General features: G+C 57.6%; 18 protein-coding genes and 1 tRNA gene. 11 read left to right on the top strand and 8 right to left on the bottom strand.

Annotated elements, in window-relative coordinates; all coding sequences use genetic code 11:
* Nucleotides 1-2: 2 nt before the first annotated feature.
* Nucleotides 3-1,397: a circularly permuted type 2 ATP-grasp protein gene (locus PH603_RS07400; RefSeq protein WP_353507391.1), complete on the bottom strand. Its 1,395-nt coding sequence runs from the start codon at nucleotides 1,395-1,397 to the stop codon at nucleotides 3-5.
* A 135-nt stretch (nucleotides 1,398-1,532) separates the two neighbouring features.
* A complete protein-coding gene (gene trxC / locus PH603_RS07395; RefSeq protein WP_289505418.1) occupies nucleotides 1,533-1,973 on the bottom strand; it encodes a thioredoxin TrxC in 441 nt (146 codons plus the stop codon).
* 163 nt (nucleotides 1,974-2,136) lie between these two features.
* On the opposite strand from trxC, the gene PH603_RS07390 reads away from it, so the two are divergent.
* From PH603_RS07390 to PH603_RS16510, 3 genes are all read left to right on the top strand, one after another.
* Nucleotides 2,137-2,212 (top strand) — tRNA-Thr (locus tag PH603_RS07390).
* Between the two features lie 222 nt (nucleotides 2,213-2,434).
* Nucleotides 2,435-3,499 (top strand): hypothetical protein, encoded by a 1,065-nt coding sequence (locus tag PH603_RS07385; RefSeq protein ID WP_289505417.1) that lies wholly within the window; start codon nucleotides 2,435-2,437, stop codon nucleotides 3,497-3,499.
* Nucleotides 3,500-3,649: 150 nt separating this feature from the next.
* Entirely contained in the window at nucleotides 3,650-3,850 is a 201-nt protein-coding gene (locus PH603_RS16510; RefSeq protein ID WP_353507374.1) for a helix-turn-helix transcriptional regulator, read from the top strand.
* A gap of 1,120 nt (nucleotides 3,851-4,970) precedes the next feature.
* Here PH603_RS16510 and PH603_RS07380 read toward each other — a convergent pair.
* The 5 genes from PH603_RS07380 to PH603_RS07360 form a co-directional block, all read right to left on the bottom strand.
* Nucleotides 4,971-6,686: a MobA/MobL family protein gene (locus PH603_RS07380; RefSeq protein ID WP_289505416.1), complete on the bottom strand. Its 1,716-nt coding sequence runs from the start codon at nucleotides 6,684-6,686 to the stop codon at nucleotides 4,971-4,973.
* A 348-nt stretch (nucleotides 6,687-7,034) separates the two neighbouring features.
* Entirely contained in the window at nucleotides 7,035-8,552 is a 1,518-nt protein-coding gene (locus PH603_RS07375; RefSeq protein ID WP_289505415.1) for an alpha/beta fold hydrolase, read from the bottom strand.
* On the bottom strand, nucleotides 8,534-8,920 hold the full coding sequence (locus tag PH603_RS07370) for a RidA family protein (RefSeq protein WP_289505414.1): 387 nt from the start codon (nucleotides 8,918-8,920) through the stop codon (nucleotides 8,534-8,536). Before PH603_RS07370 ends, PH603_RS07375 begins: the two co-directional genes overlap by 19 nt.
* Nucleotides 8,921-8,938: 18 nt before the next feature.
* Nucleotides 8,939-10,873 (bottom strand): serine hydrolase domain-containing protein, encoded by a 1,935-nt coding sequence (locus PH603_RS07365; protein ID WP_289505413.1) that lies wholly within the window; start codon nucleotides 10,871-10,873, stop codon nucleotides 8,939-8,941.
* A 98-nt stretch (nucleotides 10,874-10,971) separates the two neighbouring features.
* Nucleotides 10,972-13,158: a TonB-dependent receptor gene (locus PH603_RS07360; protein WP_289505412.1), complete on the bottom strand. Its 2,187-nt coding sequence runs from the start codon at nucleotides 13,156-13,158 to the stop codon at nucleotides 10,972-10,974.
* A 329-nt stretch (nucleotides 13,159-13,487) separates the two neighbouring features.
* On the opposite strand from PH603_RS07360, the gene PH603_RS07355 reads away from it, so the two are divergent.
* Nucleotides 13,488-14,132, top strand: coding sequence for a helix-turn-helix domain-containing protein (locus PH603_RS07355; RefSeq protein WP_289505411.1), 645 nt, complete (start codon nucleotides 13,488-13,490; stop codon nucleotides 14,130-14,132).
* On the opposite strand, the gene PH603_RS07350 is transcribed toward PH603_RS07355, so the two are convergent.
* On the bottom strand, nucleotides 14,129-15,409 hold the full coding sequence (locus PH603_RS07350) for an FAD-dependent oxidoreductase (RefSeq protein ID WP_289505410.1): 1,281 nt from the start codon (nucleotides 15,407-15,409) through the stop codon (nucleotides 14,129-14,131). The genes PH603_RS07355 and PH603_RS07350 overlap by 4 nt on opposite strands.
* 226 nt (nucleotides 15,410-15,635) lie before the next feature.
* On the opposite strand from PH603_RS07350, the gene PH603_RS07345 reads away from it, so the two are divergent.
* The 7 genes from PH603_RS07345 to PH603_RS07315 are packed head-to-tail and all read left to right on the top strand — an operon-like array spanning nucleotide 15,636 to nucleotide 24,809.
* Nucleotides 15,636-17,105 (top strand): M81 family metallopeptidase, encoded by a 1,470-nt coding sequence (locus PH603_RS07345; RefSeq protein WP_289505409.1) that lies wholly within the window; start codon nucleotides 15,636-15,638, stop codon nucleotides 17,103-17,105.
* Nucleotides 17,106-17,113: 8 nt separating this feature from the next.
* Entirely contained in the window at nucleotides 17,114-18,397 is a 1,284-nt protein-coding gene (locus PH603_RS07340; RefSeq protein WP_289505408.1) for a TRAP transporter large permease, read from the top strand.
* Nucleotides 18,397-19,410 carry a TRAP transporter substrate-binding protein gene (locus tag PH603_RS07335; RefSeq protein ID WP_289505407.1) on the top strand — a complete coding sequence of 338 codons (1,014 nt, stop codon included), beginning with the start codon at nucleotides 18,397-18,399 and terminating at the stop codon, nucleotides 19,408-19,410. The genes PH603_RS07340 and PH603_RS07335 overlap by 1 nt, the downstream gene beginning before the upstream one ends.
* A complete protein-coding gene (locus PH603_RS07330; RefSeq protein ID WP_289505406.1) occupies nucleotides 19,397-19,906 on the top strand; it encodes a TRAP transporter small permease in 510 nt (169 codons plus the stop codon). Before PH603_RS07335 ends, PH603_RS07330 begins: the two co-directional genes overlap by 14 nt.
* Complete coding sequence (locus PH603_RS07325; RefSeq protein ID WP_289505405.1) at nucleotides 19,903-22,185, top strand: M28 family peptidase; 2,283 nt, start codon at nucleotides 19,903-19,905, stop codon at nucleotides 22,183-22,185. The genes PH603_RS07330 and PH603_RS07325 overlap by 4 nt, the downstream gene beginning before the upstream one ends.
* A 21-nt stretch (nucleotides 22,186-22,206) precedes the next feature.
* The gene (locus PH603_RS07320; RefSeq protein WP_289505404.1) at nucleotides 22,207-23,289 is read left to right on the top strand and encodes a glycoside hydrolase family 172 protein; all 1,083 of its coding nucleotides are present in this window, start codon (nucleotides 22,207-22,209) and stop codon (nucleotides 23,287-23,289) included.
* An 11-nt stretch (nucleotides 23,290-23,300) separates the two neighbouring features.
* On the top strand, nucleotides 23,301-24,809 hold the full coding sequence (locus tag PH603_RS07315) for a hypothetical protein (RefSeq protein WP_289505403.1): 1,509 nt from the start codon (nucleotides 23,301-23,303) through the stop codon (nucleotides 24,807-24,809).

Below are 24,809 nucleotides of genomic sequence, written 5' to 3'. Positions count from 1 at the left end.
CGTCAGTCCTCCAGAACCCAGGTGTCTTTGGTGCCGCCGCCCTGGCTCGAGTTCACCACCAGTGACCCTTCCTTCAGGGCCACGCGGGTGAGCCCGCCGGGGATGATCTTCACCTTGTCGGAAACAAGCGCGAAGGGGCGCAGGTCCACATGCCGGGGGGCGAGGCCCTTTTTGACGAAGATCGGCACGGTGGAAAGCGACAGGGTCGGCTGCGCGATATAATTCTTCGGGCGCGCCTTCAGCTTTTTGGCAAACGCTGCCAGTTCCTTCTTGCTGGCTGCAGGCCCCACGAGCATGCCGTAGCCGCCCGAACCATGCACTTCCTTCACCACGAGTTCAGAGAGGTGATCCAGCACATAGGCAAGGCTGTCCTTCTCGGCGCAGCGCCATGTGGGCACATTTTCAAGGATCGCCTTGCGGCCGGTATAAAACTCGATGATGTCCGGCATATAGCTGTAGATCGCCTTGTCGTCCACGATCCCGGTGCCGGGCGCGTTGGCGATGGTGATGCGGCCCGCGCGGTACACATCCATGATGCCGGGGATGCCAAGCGCGCTATCGGGCCGGAAAGTGAGCGGATCAAGGAAATCATCATCCACCCGGCGATACAGCACATCAATCGGCTTGTAGCCGCGCGTGGTGCGCATCGCCACGCGGCCATCCACCACGCGGAGGTCCGATCCTTCCACCAGTTCCACGCCCATCTGGTCGGCGAGGAAGGAATGCTCGAAATAAGCGCTGTTATAGATGCCGGGGGTCAGCACGGCGACCGTCGGCGGGCCATCGCACGCGGCGGGTGCCAATGCCGAAAGGCTGCGGCGCAACAGCGTGGTGTAATTCTCCACCGGGCGCACGCGGTGCATGGCGAAAAGTTCGGGGAACATTTTCATCATGGTTTCGCGGTTCTCGAGCATATAGGAAACGCCCGAAGGGGTGCGTGCGTTATCCTCCAGCACATGGAACTGGCCTTCGCCGGTGCGCACGATATCGGTACCGATGATATGGGTGTAAACGCCGCCCGGAGGCCGGAAGCCAATCATCTGCGGCAGGAAAGCCTCGTTAGTGGCGATCAGTTCCTTCGGCACGCGGCCGGCGCGGATGATTTCCTGCCGGTTATAGACATCCTCGAGAAAGGCATTGAGCGCGATCACGCGCTGCTCGATCCCCTGCTCCAGCCGCCGCCATTCGGCGCCCGAAACAATGCGCGGCACGATATCGAACGGGATCAGCCGCTCGGGCGAGCCATCCTGCCCGTAAACCGCGAAGGTAATGCCGGTGCGGCGAAAGAAGCGCTCGGCCTCAAGCGTTTTGGCGGCCAGCCCTTTCGGGTCCTGCGCCGCAAACCAGTCGGCATATTGTGCATAGGGTGGCCGGATACTGCCGTCACCCGCCAACATCTCATTGAAAGCCATTGCCTTCCCGCCTCCGTGACACGCCAATCAGAACATCCCGGAGCCCCGCTTGGCAAGGGACTTTCTTCGCAGGTGCAACATTTTTGTAAAATCGGCTGCAGCAAAAAGCCTGAGGCCGGGTCAGCCCGGCACCGGCAGATGCGCCTCCAGCCACTGGGCCAGCATGCCGGCGGGCATGGCGCCCGATTGCCGCGTCACCTCGCGCCCCTTGTGGAAGATGGCGAGCGTGGGGATCGACCTTATCTGGAAGCGCGCGGCCAGCTGCTGCTCCGCCTCCGTATTCACCTTGGCGAAGCGCGCGGCGGGCTCCACCCCCGCGGCAGCCGCTTCAAAAACCGCCGCCATCGTGCGGCACGGCCCGCACCAGGGCGCCCAGAAATCGACAACAAGCGGCAGGTCGGCCCCGGCGTGCCGGTCGAAATTCGCAGCCGTCAGCTCCACCGGGCGGCCATTGAACATCGCGGCCCCGCACTTGCCGCATTTGCCATCGCCGGTCAGGCGGTCAATCGGCATGCGGTTGCGGCTGGCGCAGCGCGGGCAGGCAAGGATGATGGCGCTCATGCAAGGGGCCTCCGGCAGGGGGTAAAAGGGCTCTCACCCCTTCAGATAGGCACGCGCCCGAGTGGCCGCAAGCCCCGCCCGGCAGGCGCGTGAACACCAGTCCGCTTTCCCCCTTGCACCCCCCGCCGTTTACGACTAAAACACCGCCACCTACCTTCAAGGTGCCGGCTTAGCTCAGCTGGTAGAGCAGTTGATTTGTAATCATCAGGTCGCGGGTTCGATCCCTGCAGCCGGCACCATTTAAATCAATAAAATCAATAACTTATCGACCCCGCGATTTCGCGGGGCGCTCGTGCTTTGCGCCGGGTAAGCAATAGGTAAGCAAGTAGGACTTTTGTCGTCTGATTAGAAAATATGGCCTCCTCGCGGGAAGATCACCGCTCACCACGATAGATGTCAATGTGGCCTGAACGTGATAATCTTCCCACGCAATCTGTCCATGCAAATTGGGGAGAGCCATCTTGAATCTCTTGAAGCGCATTTTCCGCAAAACATCCAGGCGCACAGATGACCGTAGCCGCCGTAGATATATACCCCCAGAACCACAAGAAGCCCCTGACGCCCTTAAAGCCTTGACGGGTGATTTTGATGATGAAGCTGCCATTTCAGCTATTCGCGATGCAGCGCTTGCAACCAGACCCTCTCACGATATTACAGATTACCTAAGCATTTGGGTGATGATCAATGGCTGCACCTCAGACCGAATTGACGACAGCCTCGAATTGCTCACCCTTTGGCTTCAAGATGTGATGGCGGCGGAATTCGAGTATTCTCGGGTGGAGGGTATACGGGTCCCTGGAGAAACTCGTTTCCAGATATTCTCGAGGTACGCTGCGCCTTCGTCTGAGACAACCGATATCGGGCTCCCTCCACGAATTGAATTCTACGAAACCCATTCCCATAGCATATGTGGTTGGCTCAAGACTTTCGGCCTCATCACTGAAAAATGTCAGCTAGAAATTGGCGACTTAGTTTCAGGTTACCAAAGGTGCAGTTCAGCCGAAGATTTGGCCGCCCTCGTCCACACCGTCTCACAAATCAATCTGAGGCATGACCTGGCCATCACCGAGCGTTCATTCAATCATCTCTTCATGATAAAGCATGACTTTGCCGATTGGCTCAAACGCCGCGGCATCCCTATTCCCGCAGGACTCATCAATGCTGGGGCCAATCCTATCAAATCGTGGCCGCATCGCTTTCGCTTCACGCTTGGAAGGCGAACCACGCCGATTGCCCGCAAGATAAAAACAGCAGATAGCCCTTTATATAAAGATATAATCGACCTGCTTCCCCCAGACACCTTCGAAAACTATAGGAATTCCCGCCAATCCTTGCATCCACACGTCGAGATACTCGCCCCTGTCCTGGTAAAGGTGAAGGAAATGCACGGGCGATATCCGGCCCATCGTCCTCTAGCAAAGGCGCTCATCGCAAATTTTGGGATAAAGAAGGACGCACAAACAGTAGCGAAACTAGTAAAGGAAGCAGTTTCAAGGGCATATCAGCTTCAGCAGCCCGCCCGATGACAAGTGCGAGAAGCATAAAAAGCGATCTCGGTGGCCAATTCTTATTGAATTATATTTTCTACAAGCCCGAATTCTGATCGGATAACGCCCTCCTACACCCATTGACCGGGCGTAGCTTTCTCTTGGTCAAACCGCCAAAAGGAACGTGCTATGTCGTCTCCTGGAGCAGAAACGCGGGTCTCCTTACTAACGACTGATGAAGCAGCCGAATATCTTAACCTGTCACCAAACACATTAAGGACTTGGCGTTGCAGGCGATCAGACGGCCCAAGCTATGTAAAGCTTGGCGCCCGTGTAGTTCGGTACAGAGATATCGATTTGGAAAAGTGGATGAAGAACAACACACATTAGGCCCCGTGCCCTCTTGTCAGCCCAGCCGTTCGTCTACTGATGGACGGCATCAAACCCTCTAGCCGATAACAGTGCAGTGCCATAATCGCGCTCGAAAATCCGTTCGAACGTTTCCGCACTCACTTCCTTACGCCCTATGACGTGCCCCTGGTGCATTAAGACTGCGACCAGCGGCGGGCGGCTCGATCCAGTCGCCAGGCCATCATAGAACGCATGCGTACTAAGCTCAGACTGTTCGGAAGTCGCGGCGAGAAAAAGCTCTTCGTCCGGTAAGCAGCAAAGAAAATGGATCACCGCCGCCGCAACCTCTCTCTATCCTCGGGGTCAGCATAAAATTTAGCCTCGGACCTTGTTGCCGGGTCCAGGATCATGGCCGCGGCCGGAAATTTCGCAAAATATTCCCTGAGAGATATTAGTTCCTCTTTACCAGCCCCACATCGGCACCAGTGATCGAGCCCCCTTTTGATCCTGAAGTGATCAGATGCGTCAAGAATGTTGCTTGGCACCGCAGCTTTCCTTCTCAGCTCCCAAATATCCTGTTCCTTTTTTCCACTATACCCGCTCCCGAACAAGTCACAGACATCCCAATCTGACAACAACCCCGGCGCGTTGTAACAGCCACCTGCCATAATCTCGCAAAATTCCGACCATTTGCTACATCGCGGATTTTCCGTCTCCGCATTTTGCTACAGGAGGAATTTTCGTTGCTACACGGCCCAAAAGTCTTGCTACACCCAAGAATGAGCCTGCTACACCCTACTACCATCATGTAACAGCCCTCGCACAATGCTGGAGTAAGTCGACAGAAGGTTGAAACGCGGTCTATTCAGGCATCTCATGGCTCAGTCACGTCCCCAATCAAACACCTGTCCCTGCGACCGGTGGCTTCAAGCACACTTGACAGCATCTCGAGATTGACGAAGGCAAGAGCGATGGGAATTTAAAAAAACGCCTATAAAACAATACATTATAAAGAGTCATGACACATCAGTAGCCGTATACACTAACCATATACAGTAGTCGTATTCAAAAACCCGGAATTGCGCACTGGATGCTGCCTACTCACTCCGGGTCTTTATACTTCTCATTTTCTATTGGGCGATCATGAAAAGCGCTTCGTTCACCAGCCAAGGAACCGACTTCTCTTTGGCTGCCAATCACGCAAATACTGCGAAGCTGGCCCAGACGGTGACAGCTCTACCTTTTCCCCGGAATCCATCCTGAGCCAGGCTTCTGCAGCCTCCGCCAGATGCACTTGGCCCTCCGCTTCCCACAGCAACTTGTCAGCATTGGCCCCAACCGCATCAAGATGCCTCCTCTCCACGGAGTGAGCAGCCTCATACCGCTTTGAAAAATGCTCGCGCATCACATTAGCAAGCTCGGCAAGCCTGCCCTGCTCTAGGAACACAGGCCACACATCCCTCAGCAGGCTTAAGCGCCAATCAGCGAAGACGCTCCATCCCGGGATTGGCATGGCCCACTCAATTGATTTGATCGATGTCTCGATGGCCTCAATAGCCTGAGCTAAGGAAGCTTCCACCGGGCGCGCCCTCGCGTGCCTTTTTGTTTTGGGCGGCTCTCTCCTGGCCAAGCGCCAGCCCGCACCCTCCTCAGCAAAAATACTCAGCACCCTACGATGAGCCGCAACCAACCGGTCTTTGATTTTCTGCGCGTCTTCAAGCGCCTTGTGTATCTTAGACCGACGGCCCACATAGGCGTCTCTCGCAAGGTTATAACTGCGTTCCAGTGCAATATGGAAGTTCTGATCACCGCTTGCGGTTCGCTGCCCGGAACGCTCAAGCGCTGACGCGTCCTTACCGAGATGTTTGGCAGGATGAGCCTCTATCCCCAGCTCTTTATAACTTGCGGGGTCAAAGCGTCGTGGTAATCCCGCCCATGCAAACTGCTCGTTGCAGAGGTCTGCATACAAACGGCGCAGTTCGACCACAGGACCATTTGACTTTTTGCCCGCATAAAATCTCGGATCTTTACGGTTTTCCCACCACAGATCGCCATCAACTATCGAGATCGACCGATCATGAAACACGACGTGCAAATGATAATTCCGTTGGTCACCATGATCGTCAGGGCGATGCACCACAATAACGTGCGGCAAGCCTAGTTCCTCAAACCAGACAGCAAACTTTCTCGCAATCTCACGGCGGCCCCAAGGGCCTATTTCTGACTCATATGGCAGCTCAGCAATAATACGTGTCTGCAAGCGCCCATCGCCGCGCCGTTCAATATCTTCGATAGCCTGCCACAGTTCAGGCTTCAGAGCATCGCGACTGGCATAGATCAGCGCGCCATGCTTATCCGTCTCCACCGCCTCAGCCCGTATTAAATATTCTGTCGCAAACCAGGCATTCGTTCCTGGAGCAATCCCCTTTCTCAAAAAAACTGCCTGCGTTCTGGGAACAGGTGACCAGTCCTTGGGAGGCATGGCTCTGATGGGCAAAGAAACCAGAGTGCGTCCGGATTGCTTGTCGCGAATTCGCTCATGACGTCTCGTCCCTTTCGGCCATTCCGTGCCAAGAGGACGATAGAGAAGACGCGAAAGCGGCAGCCCCTCTTGCCGCGCTCGACTGTGCGACTGGTAGTGAAAGTGAAAGGGCTGACGGTCATTCACGGACAGGCGTTTCGGTCCAAAACGGAAGGGAACGACCTGCCGACCACCTGTGCCCTCAAGCAAATGCCGAAGCTGCCTTTCGAGCTCTGTGCTTCTGACAAGCGCCAATGCCTCCCGTTCTTCATCGTGCGTAAGACGCCCCATCTTCACACGCTCAAAGTCATCGCGACCAAGCGACAAGTTCGCCAAAAACTCATCAAATGACATGATCTGGCCCTCCCCTGAGCGGGGCAGGCATATTGCTCAACCCCAAGGTCCAAGCCGAAACCATGTGTATGATTAGGGAAATATAATTCAGACAAACTTGAAAGAATTATAGGGCGTCTATTATGGCTATCAGGGTAGCGTCGCGACTGCAGGCATCATTTCCAAGCCATTGCAATGCCATAGTGACCGCACCGCTCTCCCTGTCATACTTACGGCGCCCTCTGCCGGCACCAGAGTTATAATTATATCAATCAGTTACAATGACTTGGCGCAGTTTTGGCGCACGAAATTTCAGGATTTTAACAACGGTGCGGCGGCACCTTTCCTCGCGAGACGCACGGCAGAAGGCTAGGTTCGATCTGATAGCTGAACTCTGAATTCCGGTGAAAGCTTCTCCGCGTCACATGATGAAGATAAAAGATGGCTCTCCGGCTTCGACAGGAATGCAGCAGCAAGATCTGTCTGGCATTCCCTATAACCGCTGAGGACGGAATGCCCCCAGTTGCCAAAGCGGACTAGCTGGCTGTTGGGCAGGGTTCCAGCGATTTCTTCGGCGTAGACATCAGGGGTCATTGGATCAAAACGTCCACTGAGGATCAGGGTCGGCGTCTGGACACGGACGGGTTCGGACGACTGCATCCTGCCGTAACCGCGCACAGGATCGGCGCAGACATCTTGCATGAAGCTGATGATCGCGAAGTGGCCGAAGCGTCCTTTGCCGAGATCGCGGCCGCGTGACGGCCGATATTGGTCGGCGCACACAATGGCGAAAAATGCTCCTGCTGCGCTGTCCCCCACTGCGGCGGGAGCGGGGTAAACGCTATTCATCAGCGTTGTCAGCGGCCCCAAATCTCCTGATGCCGTAGCATCGATCAACATTGGCACCAATGGCAGTGCCTGCGGGCTATAGAGCATCCAATGGATCAGGCTCAGAAAATCATGATCGTTGACCACTACCCGAACATCAGCTTTGCCGTCCTTGCCCGTCAGCATCACCGTGGGCGGGGCTTTGGCGAGGGCGGCCACGATAGCGTCTAACGAAGCTGAAAGATTGGGAAAATGACCGGAACAGGACTCGCTTGCCGCGCAAGCCTCCACAATGCGGCTGATGCCACGTTCGAAATTGCCGCTGGCTTCCGACATGAAAAGATCGCTTTCAGGCGAGACAACGGAATCCAAGATCAAGGTGCGAACGCCTTCTGGGTCGAGCCGAACCGCTTCAAGGGCCATATAGGTGCCATAGGAGACCCCAAGGAGGTTCCATTGCCGCACCCCGAGGGCTTGCCGCAACGCTCGCATATCATGCGCGTTCTGCTTGGCTGAGAAAGCATGGAGCGGGATGCCTTTTGCAGCAAGGGATGCGAGGCAGGCTCGCGCTGCCGACGATATTTTCGCGTCGCGTTCAGCCATGGTCATGTCGTCCGCCACAATCGACAGCCGGATATCACGCAACGGATCGCACCGCAGTTCGGGCTCAGTCGACTGGGCACCGCGCTGGGTGAACAGGATGATGTCCCTGTCTTTGCCGAAGGCGTGCGCAGCGAACAGACTGAAAGAATGAGCCGATGTGGTCGGCGCGCCGCCCGGACCACCCGATAGAAAAACCACCGGGTCAGGCTGCGGGGTATCAGAGAGGGTACGAATAACAGCGACTGGCAAACGGGCGGCTGCCGTACCACTCCCTGACCAATCAAGCGGGACGGTCAGCACACCACATTTCACGCGGTCAGGTGCAACGTCTTTTGCTGCTTCGAATGCACAAGGCTCTTGCCACTCAATCGCGGGGTCGGTCGCTGAGACACCCGGCGCACTGGTAAATGCGCACACCGCGGCGATTGCTGCTCCGATCAGTTCTCCGGCACGCATGCGACAACTTCGATTTCGACGCGCGCGCCAGGAATGAGCAGATCAGAAACAACCGTCGACCGCGCAGGAAAACATCCTCCGAATGCCGCCGCATAGGCCTTATTGAAGGCAGGAAAATCGGCCTTGTCGGTGAGCCAGACGGTCGCCTTCACGACATGCGACATGCTGGAGCCAGCCTCATCAAGGAGCCTTGCGATATTGGCAAGCGCCTGCTGCGTCTGCACGACGACGTCATCACCGGCCAGCGTCATCTCGGGTGTGAGGCCGAGCTGACCCGAAAGAAAAACGAGATTGCCACAACGAATTCCCGGACTGAGCGGCACTTGAGTACCGTCCTTCAGGACGAGTGGCTGACCAATCACATGCATATCAAGACTCCCGACGGTTCAGGCAGAACCCGGCATAGACCAGCCGAGCCCGTTATAGTGCCACAGGATGAGAAGGGCGACGGCCGCATTGGCCAGCGTGACGATTGCGATCAACCTCACACCGCGTTGCTGCAAGTGCCTGACGCCCAACGCGAGCCAGACGGCCGCCAACACAGCGAGATTTGCGCACATTACCACCAGGCGTGTACGGCCAAGCTCGCCCGCATACAGGTCGTTCATCATCGAACCAGCTGCGTCATACCCCGCAAAGGCGAGCACCGGCAGAAGGACAAGAAGAAGGCTCGGCAGTGCCAGCGAAATGCGCTCTGCCCCCTCAGCGGGGCGCACGAATACTATGGCTACAATGCAAAGCGCAGCAACCAGACAGGTCACGATGAAAATACCTGTATGGAGAGCCGGGTGCATGAGGGCCGGTACACGCGAGAAGGTGTAAATCCCGATATCAGGTGTGAGCGTCATCCTGCCGGTCAAACTGTCCGGCTCTATCTGTATCGCAGCCCGTGCAGTTTCATGCATGAAGATACCTTGCCCTTGCGGGACAAAGGGCCCGGCACCTCCGAGATACAGCCCCTTTTCATCGGCGGTGACGTCCAGCAGGCCTTGCCCGAAATAGATGAGTTCACCCAGCTTCTCAGCGCTTGTGAAATTGCGTCGGTCTGCCTGATACGAACCGGCATATTGTTCAAGGTCCGTCTCCACAGCCGGCCCGAGCGGTCGCTTCTGGCCAAGGAAGTGCCGCATGAAAGCGTCGTTCAGGCTGCTCGCGGAAAGCAAGGCGGTGGATGGCTTTGCAGCACGCTCGGGAAAAAAGGCCGAAAGGAAACGCTGACCGACTGTCGGCAGTGGGGCTTCGCTCATCAGCGAGATGAAAACGCCCGCATGCTCATCTGGAATCATCGTCATCCAGCTGTGGAAGCCAACCCAGTTGCCACCATGAGCGATGGTCGTATGACCATTCCAGTTATCGAGGAAAAAGGTCATACCAAGGCCCGTGAGCGCTGGCGAGTTTTCAGCATAGCGCTTTGCCATGCGCGCGAAGCCCGAAGGCGACATGATCCTGTCCGACGTGCGGCCGGCATCAAGATGGGCGAGCATGAATTTGACCATGTCAGGCGCCGTCGAGACGATTGAACCAGTCTGCGCTGCAGCCGGATTGATCGGCACGAACCGGGTTGCGGTAACTGAACCATCCGGCGCTATCGTACCCGGCACCCCAATGCCCGCTGGGACCTTGGTGTCGACCAACAGGTCAGTATCCTTCATCTCGAGAGGATCAAAGATATAGCGCTCCATCAGTTCATTGATCGGAGCGCCCATCTGGTCTTCAACGAGCAGCCCGAGCGTGGCGACCCCGAAGTTGGAATAATTGACGCTGTGACCGGCAGGCCGAACAAAGGCCGGGCGCATCCGGTCAAAAATCTCGGCAGGAATCGGAATCGGCTGTGATTCTTCCGATCCGAGGAAATGGAATGTATCCTCGAAACCCGCCGAATGCGTCATCAACTCGCGAATGGTGATCGCGTGACCGTCATTGTCCGGCAGCTGGTAACGTTTCAGATAGTGATTGGCGGGGTCGTCGACCGATTTGATAATGCCCTGATCAATCAAACGCGCAAGCAAGGTGGCCGTGAAAGTCTTGGTAATGGAGCCGATGCGAAACCGGGTTGCAGCGGGGTCCACAACACCTTCAACCATCGCATTCGCACGACCGTACCCTTTGGCCATCAATAGGGCGCCGTCTTTAACCACACTGATGGTGGCGCCGGTGATCTGGCCTTTGTCGAGGGCGGCACCGAACGTCTCGTCGGCCCAGGCTGTCACCGCCTCTTCAGTGATCTGCGTACCATTTGCGGCGTCGGCCTGCGCCTGCCAGCCAACGGCAACAGCCACCACAGCCATGCCGTGACAAAAAAGCTTTGCTAAGGATCTCATGACACTCCCCTATGCCAATCGTTTACAGGCCCCCTCAAGGGAGAAAGCACCCCGCTTGGGCAGGGTGCTTTCCTTTTTGCCGCATTCGCCTGCTGCGGTCAGAACTGATACCGGACACGTGCGCCGATGGTGCGCGGCCGACCGCGATAGGTCCGGCCATCGGTGAATTCGGTATCGACCACTATGTTCACGGTTTCATTGAACAGGTTGTTGGCAAACAGTTCGAAGTTCAAGCCGTTGAAGTCGGTGTTCCAGCGCAGGTTCACGGTCGCATAGTCCCCTGCCCGCTGCCGGACAGCTTCGGAAGGCAGGAAGTTGTAGTAACCGCCAACATATTGCGCATCCAGACGGATCATGCTGGCCCAGCGGCCGGCAAGCTCAAAGCTGTAATCGGTGCCGAGACCCAGGGTGAGCTCAGGTACGCCCGGTGTCTGGCCACCTTCGTTGCGCAGCTCGCCGGTATCGGGATTGAAGGATGCATCGAGATGCGCGTCCGTGTAGGCACCGCCGATATCAAGCCGCCAATTGCTGCTGATCTGTGCCGCGAGTTCGACCTCAAGGCCTTTGCTGGTCGCGGTATCGGCGTTGAAGCCAAAGGAGAAGCCGCAAGGCAGGATGTAGCTTGTCGGGATATTCTTCCAGTCAATGTAGAAGACAGCCCCGTTGAGCGCGACCCGGCCATCGGCCAGCGAGAGCTTGGTACCAGCTTCATAGCTCCACAGGCTGTCAGGCGTGGTGCCATCGGGTGCCTTGTCGAAGCCTCGTGCCTTCAGGTCGGCCGTGCAGGCATCCGGCAGAGGATTGTTCGGATTGCCCGGACGGAAGCCCTTCGTGGCCGACACATAGTAGAGGTGGTCATCATTCGGCGTATAATTCAGCGCCACTTTCGGGTTGAACGTATCAGCTGAAGTCGTCAGCAGGTCTGTGCTGTTGCTGAAAATCCCCGACACGGCCAGTTCGCGGTCGTCCGTGAACTTGAACCAGCGCAAGCCAAGCGTTGCCTTCAGCTTTTCGGTGAACTGATAGCTCGCCTCACCGAACAGCGCATACTGGTTGGCATTGTGTGTGTTATTGCGCGCATGCAGGACCATGTCCTTTGTCGCGCCGAACAGCACGCCAAGCAGCGAGTCCTCTATACTTTGCGCGCTGCCAAACCATTGCAGGCCGTTTGAGAAGTCGAGTTTCTTGTCGAGAAGGAAGCCGCCGGCCAGCCACTGGAATTTGCTATCCGTGTTGGAGCTGAGGCGTGCCTCATGCACCCAGAATTTTTCCTCGTTGCCATCATAAAGCTGCAAGGGCGCATCCGGCAGGAAGGCAAATAGCCCAAGAGCGTGGATATCGCGCAGCTGGTTCCAGTCACGTTCCACATAAGCCGTGGAAGCCGTGAGGTTGACAGCATCACCCTCATAGTTGGCAACAAGGTTATAGACCCTGAAGTCGTCATTCAGGTCTTCCTGTCGCCAGCGATTTTGCGTCCAGCCGCCATCGGGCAAAGAAACCTCGGGCAGACCATCCACATTCTGGTTCTGGACAATGATCATGGTATCCAGCGAAAGCTTTTCGGTCGCCTGGATCTTCATTGCGAAACGTCCGCCTTTCGTCGTTTCGCTGGCCACGTTGTTCGTCACTTTATCCGGAATGCCATATGCCGTCGCGCCGCTCGCGACATTGTCGACGTAACCCGTGTTTTCGTAACCGTAGGCAACAAGGCGCACAGCCATCTTGTCTTCCGCTATCGGTACGTTCACCGCACCGGCACCGCTGTAATTGGTGCCACCATAGCGAGTCTTCGAGATTACGCCCTCGACGGTCCCTTCAACTTCGTTGAGTTTGGCGCCCGCCGGAACGACCTTGATGGTGCCTCCCATCGAGCCGGCGCCATAGAGTGTGCCTTGTGGACCGCGCAGGATTTCAACCCGTTCCACGTCGAAGAGCTTGAGGTCCGGATTGCCGCGGGCAGTTGCAGACACTGGTACATCGCCGAAATAATAGCCAACAGTGTTGGGGTCGGCGGCAAGCGCGCCAGTGGTGATCCCGCGGATGGTGATCTGGTTCCGGCCACCACCCCGCTCATTGTAGGCAATGCTCGGCACAGACGTCAGATAATCACCCATGCCCTGCAATCCGCGAGCATCGATTTCCTCGCCACCGATCGCACGGACGCTCATTGCTACATCACTCAGATTTTCAGTGCGCTTGTTGGCCGTAACAACAATCTCCTCAAGCGTGAGATCCGCTTTATCGGCATCAGCATCAGCGGCTTGCACCGCTGTATTGCCGGCCATGGCGAAAACACTTGCTCCAAGCAGAAGCGAAAATTGAAGACCTTTATATTGCGACATAGCCACCCTCCCCAGAATGCGATCGGTCGCGATCATTATTTGCATATATGAAAATCATTTCATAAACAAAAAATTGGTCAAGGAAATTTTCACGAAAACCGACATAATGATGCAGACACTCCATACGCGCGTCGCCCCAGAAGCGTCAAAAGCCATTCAGATTCGCGATTTCACGCACCAATGTTGAAAAATTTTCCCCCAAGAAATATGGGATGATATATAAGCGAAAGAACGAGAATGGCTCGGACAGACATTGAAAGCCGGAGGCACGCATGATCGCATCGACATCCATGCAAGAAAGGGATGAGACTGAAACGTCCATTTTCCTTCTGGAGGTCGGCAACAGGATTCGGGCGCGGCGCAAAGAACGCAAGATGACGCTCAAGGACCTGAGCGAGGCAAGCAATGTGCCCCTTTCCACGTTATCGAAGGTCGAAACGGGCGGTATGTCACTCAATGTCCAGAAGCTGGTCAGCGTCTGCAAGGCACTTGACCTCGATGTAATGCAACTGGTTTCCCCCGAGGAGCCCGACCAAAGCGGCCCGAAGCTGGTCACAGGGCGCCGCAGTGTCACTCACCTCGGCCAGGCCCGGCGCGTGCAAACGACCCATACCTTGTATGAACACCACGCTGCCGATTTCCGAAACCGCCGGCTCGTGCCCACCGTAATGTGGATCGAAGCTGGCCTTGAGCCTGAACTGGTGCGCCATCAGGGCGAGGAATTCATTTTCGTTCTCGAAGGCGAGGTAGAGGTTCAGACGGAATTTTATGAGCCGACAAGGCTTTCTGTTGGCGAAAGCATGTATATCGATTCAACCATGGGCCACAACGTGCGCGCTCTTGGCGGTAAACCGGCCAAAATCCTGAATGTCATGACCGCCCGCTTCGAGGAGGCTGTACCGGATGCAGTCGGCTAGCGGCTGAACCGTTCCGGCGAGAATGCCGCTACCGGCATTGCGGTCGCCTGCCCCAATATCATTTGCCGCAACAGCCGCGCAGTCCCAAGCGACTGTGTCCAACCAAGCGCGCCGTGCCCCCCCGCAAGATATACTCCCTTCACCTTGCCCGCACCGAAGATCGGCAAGCCATCCGCACTCATCGGCCTGAAGCCTGCGCGCGCGCCAAGATCGCCCGTCAGCAACGTGCCTGCATGTTCCGGCAGGATCTGGCGCACCAGCGCGCAGAGGTTATCCACGCGTCCTTTTGCGATACTCGCATCCAACCCCACGAACTCTGCAGTTCCCGCGATCCGCAATTGATCACCAAGAGGCGTGATGGCCGCGTGCAGATCGTCATCCAGCATCGGAATGGCCGGTAGCGGTGCCTGCGCCCCTGGGGTCGCCTGGCCGACAGGCAAGGTTATCGAATAGCCTTTGACCGGACTGACCGGAACCCGAATCCCGCCGTCGGCAGCAAGCAGGCCAAGTGCATGACCGGAAGCCAGAACAACAATGTCACCCCGCGTAATTCCGCCTTCATGCCGCACACCAGCAACACACCCCTGCTCCACAAGCAGCCCACTCACGGGCGAGGAGAAGTGATAGGTGACCCCGGCATCTGCGGTGTGCCGCGCCAGCGCACGCGCAAACAGTGGCGCATGTCCAGACTGGTCTTCCGGGAAATGCAAGGCACCGGCAAGTTCATGTCGTATTGGCCGCAGGGCGGGCTCCAGACGCACTGCCTCCTCTGCATCCAATCGTACAGACACAACGCCAAGATCAGCAATCTTGGCGCTTTTTACCACTCCTGCCTCAAGCGCCGCAGAATTTCGATATATCTTCATTGTGCCCACTGACTTGTGGGCAAAGCCCAGCCTTACCGCCGACCGGAGCTCGTCCAAACACTGCAAGCTGAAATGACCGAGTTCGGCATTGAGGCGCGATGCCCGGTCAACCAGATCCGGACGGGAGGCGATCAGAAAGCGGATGCCCCAAGGAATGATACGTGGAAATGCACTTAGCCGCAGCAACATCGGTGCGTCGTCACGACCAATCCAGCGCAGCAAATCCTTCCATATCCCTGGCGCATTCCAGGGGTCCGACATGCTGGGGGTAAGGAGACCACCATTGGCGTCAGTCGCCCCAAGGGCTGCATCAGCGGCCTGATCGAAGACCGTGACATCAAACCCCGCATGATTGAGCTCGTAGGCCACGGTAACCCCGATAACACCAGCTCCGACCACAATCGCCTTCATCAAATCCCCTCCACGCGCCAATAAACTGCAATACCGGTCCATCCGGAACTCGACCTTGCAGCAATAAAACATCATTTTTCATATTTGAAAATATTTTTCGTCATGATAGGGTCCAACCAACAGTCGTTCCGGGGAGAGAAGGACGCAGTCTCGCAAGCAGGCAAAAATGCCTGCTTCATGTGCGTCATCTTACCCCCGGGCCAAAACAGCGTGCCGGGGGCTTTGCATGAAGTGTTTCACCTTCTATTTCGCACATGAGACGAACAGCTTCTCTCCCGTCGCCACGAGTATCGCGAATTTCGAGGAGACGGGGCTCTATCGTCCCGGACATGGTGATCCGCGGCAGCATCTGGAATCCATCAAGGGTGCCGGCGACTTTGTGCGTGAGGCAGACGCGCGCGGCCATGACATCGTCGTCGGGACTTGCGCCGGGGCGCAACCAAGCGCGCCCTGCGTGCGCGCGGACTACGAAGCCCTGCGCGATGAGATTCTCGGGCAACTGGAAGCAGCGATGCCTGTCGATTTCGTCCTCGTCATGATGCATGGTTCGATGATGGCGGAGGGTTATGACGATTGCGAAGGAGACATCCTGACACGTATGCGGGAAATTATCGGGCCCGACATTCCTGTCGGCGTACTTCTTGACCTGCATTGCAACATTACCCGGCAGATGCTTGCGCATGCGACGGTCATCATGCCCTGCAAGGAGTATCCGCACACCGACTTTGCGGAACGCGCAGGCGAATTGTACCATCTGGTCGAAGCCGCAGCACAAGGGAAGGTACGGCCAGTGCCGAGCTTTTTCCGCGTCCCGGTCCTCGGCCTGTTCGAAACTGTCAGGTCGCCCATGAAAGAACTCGTCGAGCGCCTTTCGTCCGCTGAGAAACAGCCGAGCGTGCTCACTGCAAGCCTTGCCCACGGCTTTCCATGGGGCGATTTTCCTGAAGCTGGAGCTGGCGCGCTCGTCTATACGGACAATGACAAGGTCACCGGTGATGAAATGGCTGCCGAGCTTGGCCGTGCTTTCTTTGACCTTCGGGAATGCGCACAGGCCACTCTGTTGTCTTCGTCGGAGCTGGTGGAGCGCCTCCGTCACCACCGTAAGGATGTGGGCGGCACGATTGTCGTCGCCGATATGGCAGACAATCCGGGCGGCGGATCAGCTTCGGATTCCACCTTCATCCTTTCGGCTTTCATTGAGGCCGGCATTCGCGATGCCGTGCTCGGCTATTTCTGGGACCCCGACATGGTCGACCGCGCCTTTGAAGCCGGAGAAGGAGCGACACTCGAGCTTGGCATCGGCGGCAAAGTCAGCCCTTCCTCTGGCGAACCAGTCACCATGACAGTGACTGTAAAGGCTTTGCGGACCAATGCAAAACAACCCCATATTGCCGATGGCACCGCCTGCCCGCTGGGTCGCACGGCACTTGTCGAGGGCAACGGCATCCACATCTTGCTGAACGATCTCCGCCAGCAGCCTTTCCATCCACGCGGCTTTGAGACAGCTGGGATCGACCCATGGAGTAGCGGCATCGTCGTCGTGAAGTCCTCACATCATTTTTTCGCGGGATTTGGTGAAAGGGCATCGGCAATCCTCTATGTCGATACGCCCGGCACCCTTCATGCTAATCCGAAAAAGCGTCCATATGTCCGTATCGGCAGGCCGATATGGCCACTTGACGACATCAACTTGTAGGATTGCCCGTGGTCGCACTCATCATCGCATCTGTCGTCGCCTTACTCCTCATCTGTGGAGTGGCTGTCGCCTATGTGACTGGCGCGGGGATCACCCTCGCCTATTTCCTCACCGATCACGCAAAATATCTGGCTATCGCCCCACAGCGCATGTTCGCCAGCATGGATGTGTTTGCCCTGATGGCGATGCCCTTGTTCATCTGGGCCGGCGAACTGATGAACCGCACTGGTATAACGCGCAGCCTTGTTGACTTTGCGATGTTGTTGATGGGTCGGTTCCGGGGCGGCCTTGGCCATGTGAATGTCGCGACTTCTGTTTTCTTCGCCGGGATCAGCGGCTCGGCGGCGGCCGACGTTGCCGCCCTCAGCAATACGCTCGTTCCGCAGATGGAGCGGCAGGGATACGACAAGACATATGCGGGCGCCATTACGGCAGCATCTTCAGTAATCGGGCCGATCATTCCGCCGTCGATCATCATGATCCTTTACGGCGCCATCATGTCGACCGACGTAGCGGCCCTTTTTGCGGCCGGCCTTGTGCCGGGACTGTTGCTCGCGCTCGCACTTATCATCCTCAATGCCTGGCTGGCCTGGAAGGAAGGACACCCGGGTGGAAAAAAGGAAGATATTCCACCTTTCTGGCCGACCTTGAGACTTGCCCTGCCGGCGCTCAGCCTGCCTGCCATCATCCTTGGAGGCATCGTCTTCGGGGTGACAACTCCGATTGAGGCAGGGGCTCTCGCGGTCATAGCTGCACTTGTCATCGGGGGCACGCGGCGCACGATCAGCCTTGGCGATTTCCTGACATCCCTGCAGCGCACCCTTTTTCTCATGGGGTCAATTTTCGTCATTCTGGCTGCCGGATCGCTCATCGCCTACCTGATGGCCCTGGCGCAAGTACCGGAAGCCATCGCCGGCGCTGTACAAGCAGCCGACATGACAGGCTACAAATACCTCATCCTTATCATGCTGGTTTATGTCGTCATGGGCATGGGGATCGACCTCATGGTGGCGCTTGCCATGGTGACCCCGCTATTGATCCCCGAGGCGATTGCGCAAGGCTTCCATCCGGTGCAGCTTGGTGTCCTTGTCTGCTTGAACCTGACGATCGGGCTAATCACCCCGCCGATGGGTGGTGCCATCGTGATGGTTTCAACAATCACCGGCAGCTCCTATTGGGCCCTCGTCCGGCGGCTCATCCCTTTCATGATTGCCGAGTTCGCCGTGCTTATCCTTGTCATGGCCTTTCCGGACCTGACGCTGGCCCTGCCGCGTGCCATGGGGCTTCTGTGATGCGTGGTCTTCTCATAGCACTTACGGCATACACAGCCTTCGTCGTCCCCGGCGTGGCTGTCGCCGATGAGCCGGTGAAGTTCGCGCTCAGCACACCGACCGATCTTAGCGGGAACGGCGTCTATGTCTGGGTTGATGCCTTCCGTAAGGCATTTGAACGGACAGGCAGGGAAATCCGCATCTATCCGAACGGAAGCCTTGGCGGCGATCAGGAACGGGTGGACCAGATGCGCCTCGGCCTGCTGGAGATCAATGTCACCAACCCGGATGAGATCTCCCGTCATTCTCCCACCTATTACGGCATAGCCATGCCGTTTCTTTTCCAGTCATACGACCATATGGACCGATTTCTGGAACAGACCCCGTTTGTCACGCAGGTGAACAGCGAACTGGCCGCCGCCAAACAGGACTTCAAGTTTGTGGATATCGCCTACACAGGGGCGATGGTCGGCCTTCTGACCCGCAAGGTACCGGTGCGCACTGTTGACGATCTGAAGAAGATCCGTCTGCGTTTCCTCAGTGCGCCAGACCTGAAACTGTTCGCCGCCTGGGGCGTGCGCGGCGTTCAGGTTTCCTGGGGCGAAGTGGCGCAGGGCCTGCAGACAGGCATGATTGACGGATACCTGAACCCCCCTGCCGTCGCCACCATGTTCGGGCACGGCAGCGTGCTCGACTATTTCACCGACCTCCGAATGGGCCCCTCCGGGCGCATGATTGTTGTTTCAACCCGCTGGCTCGAAAGCCTCACCCCGGAAGAATTGGCCGCTTTTGAAAGCGCCGTCGTTGAGGCGCGCACCGCGAACAGAAACTGGAACCGTCACTATATCGCCAAGGAACGTGATGCTTTGGCACGGGTCGGTATCGACTGGGTCGAGCCGAGCGGTTCTGAACGTCAGACATGGAAAGATCGAACGGTCAACTTCTACGACCCGAAATGGTACGACCCGGCCAAGACTGAACAGGTCGGCCGCTGGATCAAGGATACTGCGGAGGGGCCGAATGACTCTCATTAGCCTCCTGCGCGCCATTATGCGCTCGATTGATCGCCTGTGTCTTGGCCTCGGTCTCGCCGCGATGCTTCTCATGCTCGTTTGCGTCTGCCTGCAGATCGTTGCGCGATATGTCCTCAACTCCCCGCCGGCATGGACAGAGGAACTGGCCCGGTACGCCATGGTGTGGGGAGCAATGCTCGGGGCGACCTGTGCCTATTACCGTCGGCTGGACCCCACCCTTTCGGTTCTGCGGCCAGACCTGACACGGAGACAGGCGCTGCTCCGGCAGATTGTAGAGACTGCCGCCATTGCGCTCTTCATCGGCCCGGTCCTCTGGTTCGCCCCTGCGACAGTTGAACGGCTTCTGGACCGTCCAACCGAAACACTCGGTTTCAGCACCGGGGTCATCGTGGCGATCATTCCGGTCACGATGGCCATCATTCTCCTTTATGCCTTTGTCCGCATTGTGCTGGTTCTTGCCGATCAAGACGATTTTTCTAAGGAAACAGGTTCATGATCCTTGCCACACGTCAGGCCCCGCTTCTTGTGACATCACTGCTTTTCCTCGTTCTTTTCGGGCTCAGGAGCATCGTCGTTGCCCCGGTTGATATCGTTCCGGCCGATGCACCGACCGATGTTTTTTCGGCCGTGCGCGCTCACGCGGCCCTGACTGACATCCTTGGCGACGGCGCACCACCACACCCCTCCGGGAGTCCCGAAAACGCCTTGGTTCGCGAACGGATCGAAGCGAAGCTCGATGCACTTGGACTGACAAGTGAAATACAGCGCACGTTCAAATGTTCGCCACTGGCCCCCGGCTGTTCCCTCGTTGAAAATATCATCTCGGTCATCCCGGGCAGTGCCGCCGACGCCATAGCGCAGCCTGCCCTGCTTGTGACATCACACTATGACAGCGTACCGGGCGCGCCCGGCGCAGGTGATGCAGGCTCAGGCATTGCCGCGATGCTGGAAATCGCCGGCAACCTTAAAGCTGCCCCCGTTGCAAATGACGTCATCCTTCTGTTTGCGGATGCCGAGGAAACGGGCCTGCGAGGTGCCATGGCCTTCGTCGACAGCCACCCGCTGATGGAACGTGTCGGTTTCGTCATCAACGCCGAAGCTCGCGGAGTCGACGGTCCGAGCACCATGTTCGAGACCGGGGACAATAACCTCGCAACTGTCCGTGCTTTCCGGTCAACAGCCAACAACCCGGTGAGTGCGTCACTGATCGTCGAGATGTACAAGCGCATGCCAAACGGCACCGACTTCACCATCTACAAGATGAAGGGCGCACAGGGGCTCAATTTCGCCTTCTCAGGCGGTGTCTCGCTTTATCATTCCTCACGCGACAATCCAGCCAACCTCAGCCTGAAAAGCCTCCAGCATCAGGGCGACAATATGCTTAATGCGGTGCGCACCGTGGCCAACCAGCCGATTGAGGTGACCCGGGCTGACGAGGACGCTGTCTATTTCGACCTGTTTGGACGGGCCCTGGTTCTATGGCCGGCCCATATAGGATCGCTGCTTGCCGGCATTGCGCTTGTTGCATTAGGTGCGTCCCTCGTCGTCCGTCGGGGAATAAGCTTCAGGCAAGGCGCTTGGGCATTCCTCTTCTTCCTGTTGGTTCCCGTTGCCTTCGGCATCGCCGGATACCTGCTCTCGTTCCCGCTATCGCAGTTTGGCGACCTTCATCCCCTTGACCATCCCCATGCATGGCCGGGCCGCATCGCCCTGGTCGTGGCAGCCTTGCTGGTATCACTGGCCATCGGACATGCGGCGGCAAGGCGCGCAGGGGCGTCAGCGCTTTTTCATGTTGTGTGGATCATTGCCGCCCTCGGCGGACTGACACTTGCCTTGGTCCTCCCTGGCGTCTCCTACCTGCTGATCGCTCCGAGCCTTGTCGCCGGCATTGCGGCCCTTGTGACCGTTCGGCGAAGCGTTGCGCTTGCAGCGGGCCTGGCTGTTCTGGCGGGTGGATACATGGCTTTCTATCACTTCCTGATGTTTGAGGCCGTGTTCAATTTCCAGCTCAGCCATTTCAAGATGCTGCCCCTTCTGTTGCTGGGCTGGCCTTTCATGGCGGCCGCCGCCGGCTGGTTCACACAAGACGGGGTGACCGTTCCGCCCCTTGGGCGCGCCCTCGCAGTTGTCCTGTTCGCCGCGACCATCACTGCGCTTGTCGTTCCGGCATACACACCAGCGCGGCCCCGCAGCGTGAACGTCAACTATCTGGCCGACCTGTCGACCGGCACCTTTAACTTGGAAATCCAGACACTTGGTCCAGCCGACCTCGATTTTGTAAGGGCAGCGGGCTTCGAAACAGCCCAACAACCCATCACCCGCTACGGCGTGCAACAGGGCAAGACCCATTTAAGGCCGACGATTGACCTTGGCCTCACCGGCCCCGAGATCGTCATCACCTACGACGTGTCGGGTCCTGATGGTCGCCTCATCGAAGGCACCATCCGGTCGCCCGAGGGACGCATCTACACCGGCTTCGGCATCGCGGACGGCGCCAATGTGACATCCATGAAGATTGAGGACCAGCTCGTACTTGGCCTTCCTGACCGGCCGCTTGCGGGTCCCATCGTGCTGCGCCTGCAAGGCGCCGGGACCGAGCCAAAACGCTTTGCACTGCGCCTTAAAACGACTGCAAGCGACGGCCTTTATGCCTTCGAACAAGGCGCCCTCCCGCCGAGTGAAGACATCGCTGCCGTGCAGGCCCTTCGCCCTGATGACGCGGCCCCCATTCATTTCGGCGACCATGCCCTGATCGTCAAACCCCTGCTTCCGTGACCGGATGAGAAAGACACCGCCATGATTTTCAGCGACCCGAACCCCTTCAACATCCCGACCCATCTGCAATCGCGATCCATCTGCTTTGAAAATATCACCGGTGCCAAAGGAGAAGGCGGCAAGGCAGCCAGCCCCCTCGGCATTGGCCGCAAAGGTGCCCCGGCACGTCACTTGTTTCCCGGCGAAACGATCGAGCTTGCTGCCATTGATGGTCCGGGCATGATCCGCCATATCTGGATGACCTGCCACCCGAAGATAGAGCTGTTGCGGGGCGTGGTCCTGCGTTTCTACTGGAATGGCCAGACGCATCCCTCGATCGAGACACCGGTCGGTGACTTTTTTGGTTTTGCCCACGGTAAGACGCCCGCCTTCCAGTCTGCCGCTCATTCGGTTGGCGAAAAGGTCGGGATGAATGCCTGGATTCCGATGCCGTTTGCGAAGCATGCCCGGGTCACGATCACCAATGAGGGTGATGTCCGCATGCCGCTCTTTTACCAGATCGACTATACGCTCGGCGACGATATCACCGATGATACCCCGCATCTGCATGTATCCTTCCAGCGCCAGAACCCGACGGCTCTAAGGGAAGACTTCGAATTCCTGAACCGTTCGGGCAGCCGCGGTCGCTATCTCGGTGCTGTTTTTGGCGTGATCCCCCACGATCCCCGATGGTGGGGCGAAGGTGAAGTGAAGGTATTCCTTGATGGTGACAGCGATTTTGCCACCATCGTCGGCACCGGCGCGGAAGATTATGTAGGCCTTTCATGGGGCATCCAGCAAACGCCGTTCCTTTATCACGGCGCCAACTGGCGCGAGAAAGATGACATGGCCGATACAGGAGCCGTGTCCATGTATCGCTGGCATTTCCCGGACCCTATCTACTGGCAATCCGACATCCGTCTGACCATCCAGCAAATAGGGCATTCACCGGGCGCCGGCGCCAATTCCATAGCCGAGTATCAGGCCGAGCTTTATGAGCGGCAGGACGACTGGAGTATCGCCACCTTCTGGTACGAAACGCTGCCGAGTGCGCCACTGCCACCGCTACCGGATGTAGCCGCACGCCTTGCCGCTCTCGACACCCTTGCTTCTATTGACGCCTGAGGACATGCATCATGCCTGAAACCATCCATCTTTTCTGGCCCGGCGACTATCGCCCGCATCCCAACAATCTCGCCATGCCAATGATCGAAGCCACAACGGCACGCATGGAAGCAGCGCTTGACCGGCTGAACGTACGGCATACGCGCGTGCCTCATGTGCTCTCCAAGCCGAATGCCGCCATCACCCACCTTGGCCCCATTGATGCGCCGATGATCGGCATCTATTCGCATTGGGTCTATGGCCCCCACACGGTGGACGGTGTGGTCGGCAAGGACAGTCCCCTGCTCCTCGCCAGCAATTTCGATGGCACATGGCCAGGCCTTGTCGGCCTTCTGAATACTGCCGCCTGTCTTGAAATGGTTGACCGCAAAGCCAGCCGCATCTGGACCGATGCCGACGACTGGACCGCCGATGATCGTTTCATGAACCAGCTTGAGGAATGGGTAAAGACCGGTGCAATCGCGCATGACCGTTCTGCCATCCGGCCAGCCCCTGCGGTTTCGCCATCAGCAAGTGCAACGGCTGATGCCGTGCTCGCGGAGTTCAGGGCGCGGCGGCCTCTTGCCCTCATGCTCGGCGACACATCGATGGGCATGACGAACGGCTATTTCGGCCCGCGCATGCTATCAAAGGTCGGCTTCTCCGAGCACAAGGTCGATCAGGCATGGATCATCGAGCGGGGCAGGAAGGTCACCGATGAACGCATCGAAACGGCCTACAAATTCGTCTGCGACAAGGGCGTCACCTTCCATTATGGCGGTGACTTTACGCCAGATGCCACCAGGGAACAGCTTCGCGACTATCTTGCCGTCCTCGACATGATCGAGGAGTTTGAAGCCGACTGTCTCGGCTGGCAGTATCAGCTTGGCCTGATCGGGTCGCGCCCACCGTCAGACTTCAATGAAGGTCTATTCAATTCGACCTGCCGCCCGGAATCGAACGGCGACGTCATCACCACAGCGACGGAAGCTGATCAGGGCAACCTGTTGCCACAGGAAATGATGAAGCGACTGCTGAAGCGGAAAGGCCTGCATCAGGCGGTGTTCTTCCACGATATCCGCTGGGGGGCCGAACATGATGGTCAGTTCCTGTGGGTACTGCTCAACTCGGGGTCTTCAGGCGCTTATGCCTTCAACCACAATCCCGACACGCTTGAAGGCGTTCACTCCTATCGTCAGCCTGCGGCCTATTTCCCGATCCCCGGTGGCACGTTCGCAGGTGTTTCCAAGGCAGGCGCCATCACATGGGCCCGCGCCTATCTGCAAGACGGCGAACTGTGGATGGATATCGGCACCGGCCACGTAGTCGAACTCCCCGATGATGTCTGTGAAGTCTGGTGGCAGGGTACGACCCGCGAATGGCCCTTCATGGCAGCCGATCTTGGCATAGGCCGCGACACGCTGATGGCCCATTATATGAGCAATCATATCGCCGTCGCGTATGGCGACATTTTCGAAGAAATGGTGGCGCTTTCCCGGGCCATGAACTTCAAGGTCCGTATCCTGAAGGACGGAAACTGA

The organism is Gimibacter soli (genome assembly GCF_028463845.1).
Lineage (GTDB): Bacteria > Pseudomonadota > Alphaproteobacteria > Sphingomonadales > Kordiimonadaceae > Gimibacter > Gimibacter soli.
The sequence above is the reverse complement of the archived record's forward strand: the minus strand, read 5'-3'. Positions and strand labels throughout refer to the sequence as shown.

Excerpts from the sequence above, each read along its gene's own strand:
- PH603_RS07360 (WP_289505412.1), bottom strand. The coding sequence starts at position 13,158 with ATGGCCGGCAATACAGCGGTGCAAGCCGCTGATGCTGATGCCGATAAA.
- PH603_RS07400 (WP_353507391.1), bottom strand. The coding sequence starts at position 1,397 with ATGTTGGCGGGTGACGGCAGTATCCGGCCACCCTATGCACAATATGCC.
- PH603_RS07330 (WP_289505406.1), top strand. The coding sequence starts at position 19,397 with ATGACTCTCATTAGCCTCCTGCGCGCCATTATGCGCTCGATTGATCGC.
- PH603_RS07345 (WP_289505409.1), top strand. The coding sequence starts at position 15,636 with ATGAAGTGTTTCACCTTCTATTTCGCACATGAGACGAACAGCTTCTCT.
- PH603_RS16510 (WP_353507374.1), top strand. The coding sequence starts at position 3,650 with ATGTCGTCTCCTGGAGCAGAAACGCGGGTCTCCTTACTAACGACTGAT.
- PH603_RS07315 (WP_289505403.1), top strand. The coding sequence starts at position 23,301 with ATGCCTGAAACCATCCATCTTTTCTGGCCCGGCGACTATCGCCCGCAT.
- trxC (WP_289505418.1), bottom strand. The coding sequence starts at position 1,973 with ATGAGCGCCATCATCCTTGCCTGCCCGCGCTGCGCCAGCCGCAACCGC.
- PH603_RS07365 (WP_289505413.1), bottom strand. The coding sequence starts at position 10,873 with ATGAGATCCTTAGCAAAGCTTTTTTGTCACGGCATGGCTGTGGTGGCT.
- PH603_RS07325 (WP_289505405.1), top strand. The coding sequence starts at position 19,903 with ATGATCCTTGCCACACGTCAGGCCCCGCTTCTTGTGACATCACTGCTT.
- PH603_RS07335 (WP_289505407.1), top strand. The coding sequence starts at position 18,397 with ATGCGTGGTCTTCTCATAGCACTTACGGCATACACAGCCTTCGTCGTC.
- PH603_RS07350 (WP_289505410.1), bottom strand. The coding sequence starts at position 15,409 with ATGAAGGCGATTGTGGTCGGAGCTGGTGTTATCGGGGTTACCGTGGCC.
- PH603_RS07370 (WP_289505414.1), bottom strand. The coding sequence starts at position 8,920 with ATGCATGTGATTGGTCAGCCACTCGTCCTGAAGGACGGTACTCAAGTG.
- PH603_RS07320 (WP_289505404.1), top strand. The coding sequence starts at position 22,207 with ATGATTTTCAGCGACCCGAACCCCTTCAACATCCCGACCCATCTGCAA.
- PH603_RS07355 (WP_289505411.1), top strand. The coding sequence starts at position 13,488 with ATGATCGCATCGACATCCATGCAAGAAAGGGATGAGACTGAAACGTCC.
- PH603_RS07375 (WP_289505415.1), bottom strand. The coding sequence starts at position 8,552 with ATGCGTGCCGGAGAACTGATCGGAGCAGCAATCGCCGCGGTGTGCGCA.
- PH603_RS07380 (WP_289505416.1), bottom strand. The coding sequence starts at position 6,686 with ATGTCATTTGATGAGTTTTTGGCGAACTTGTCGCTTGGTCGCGATGAC.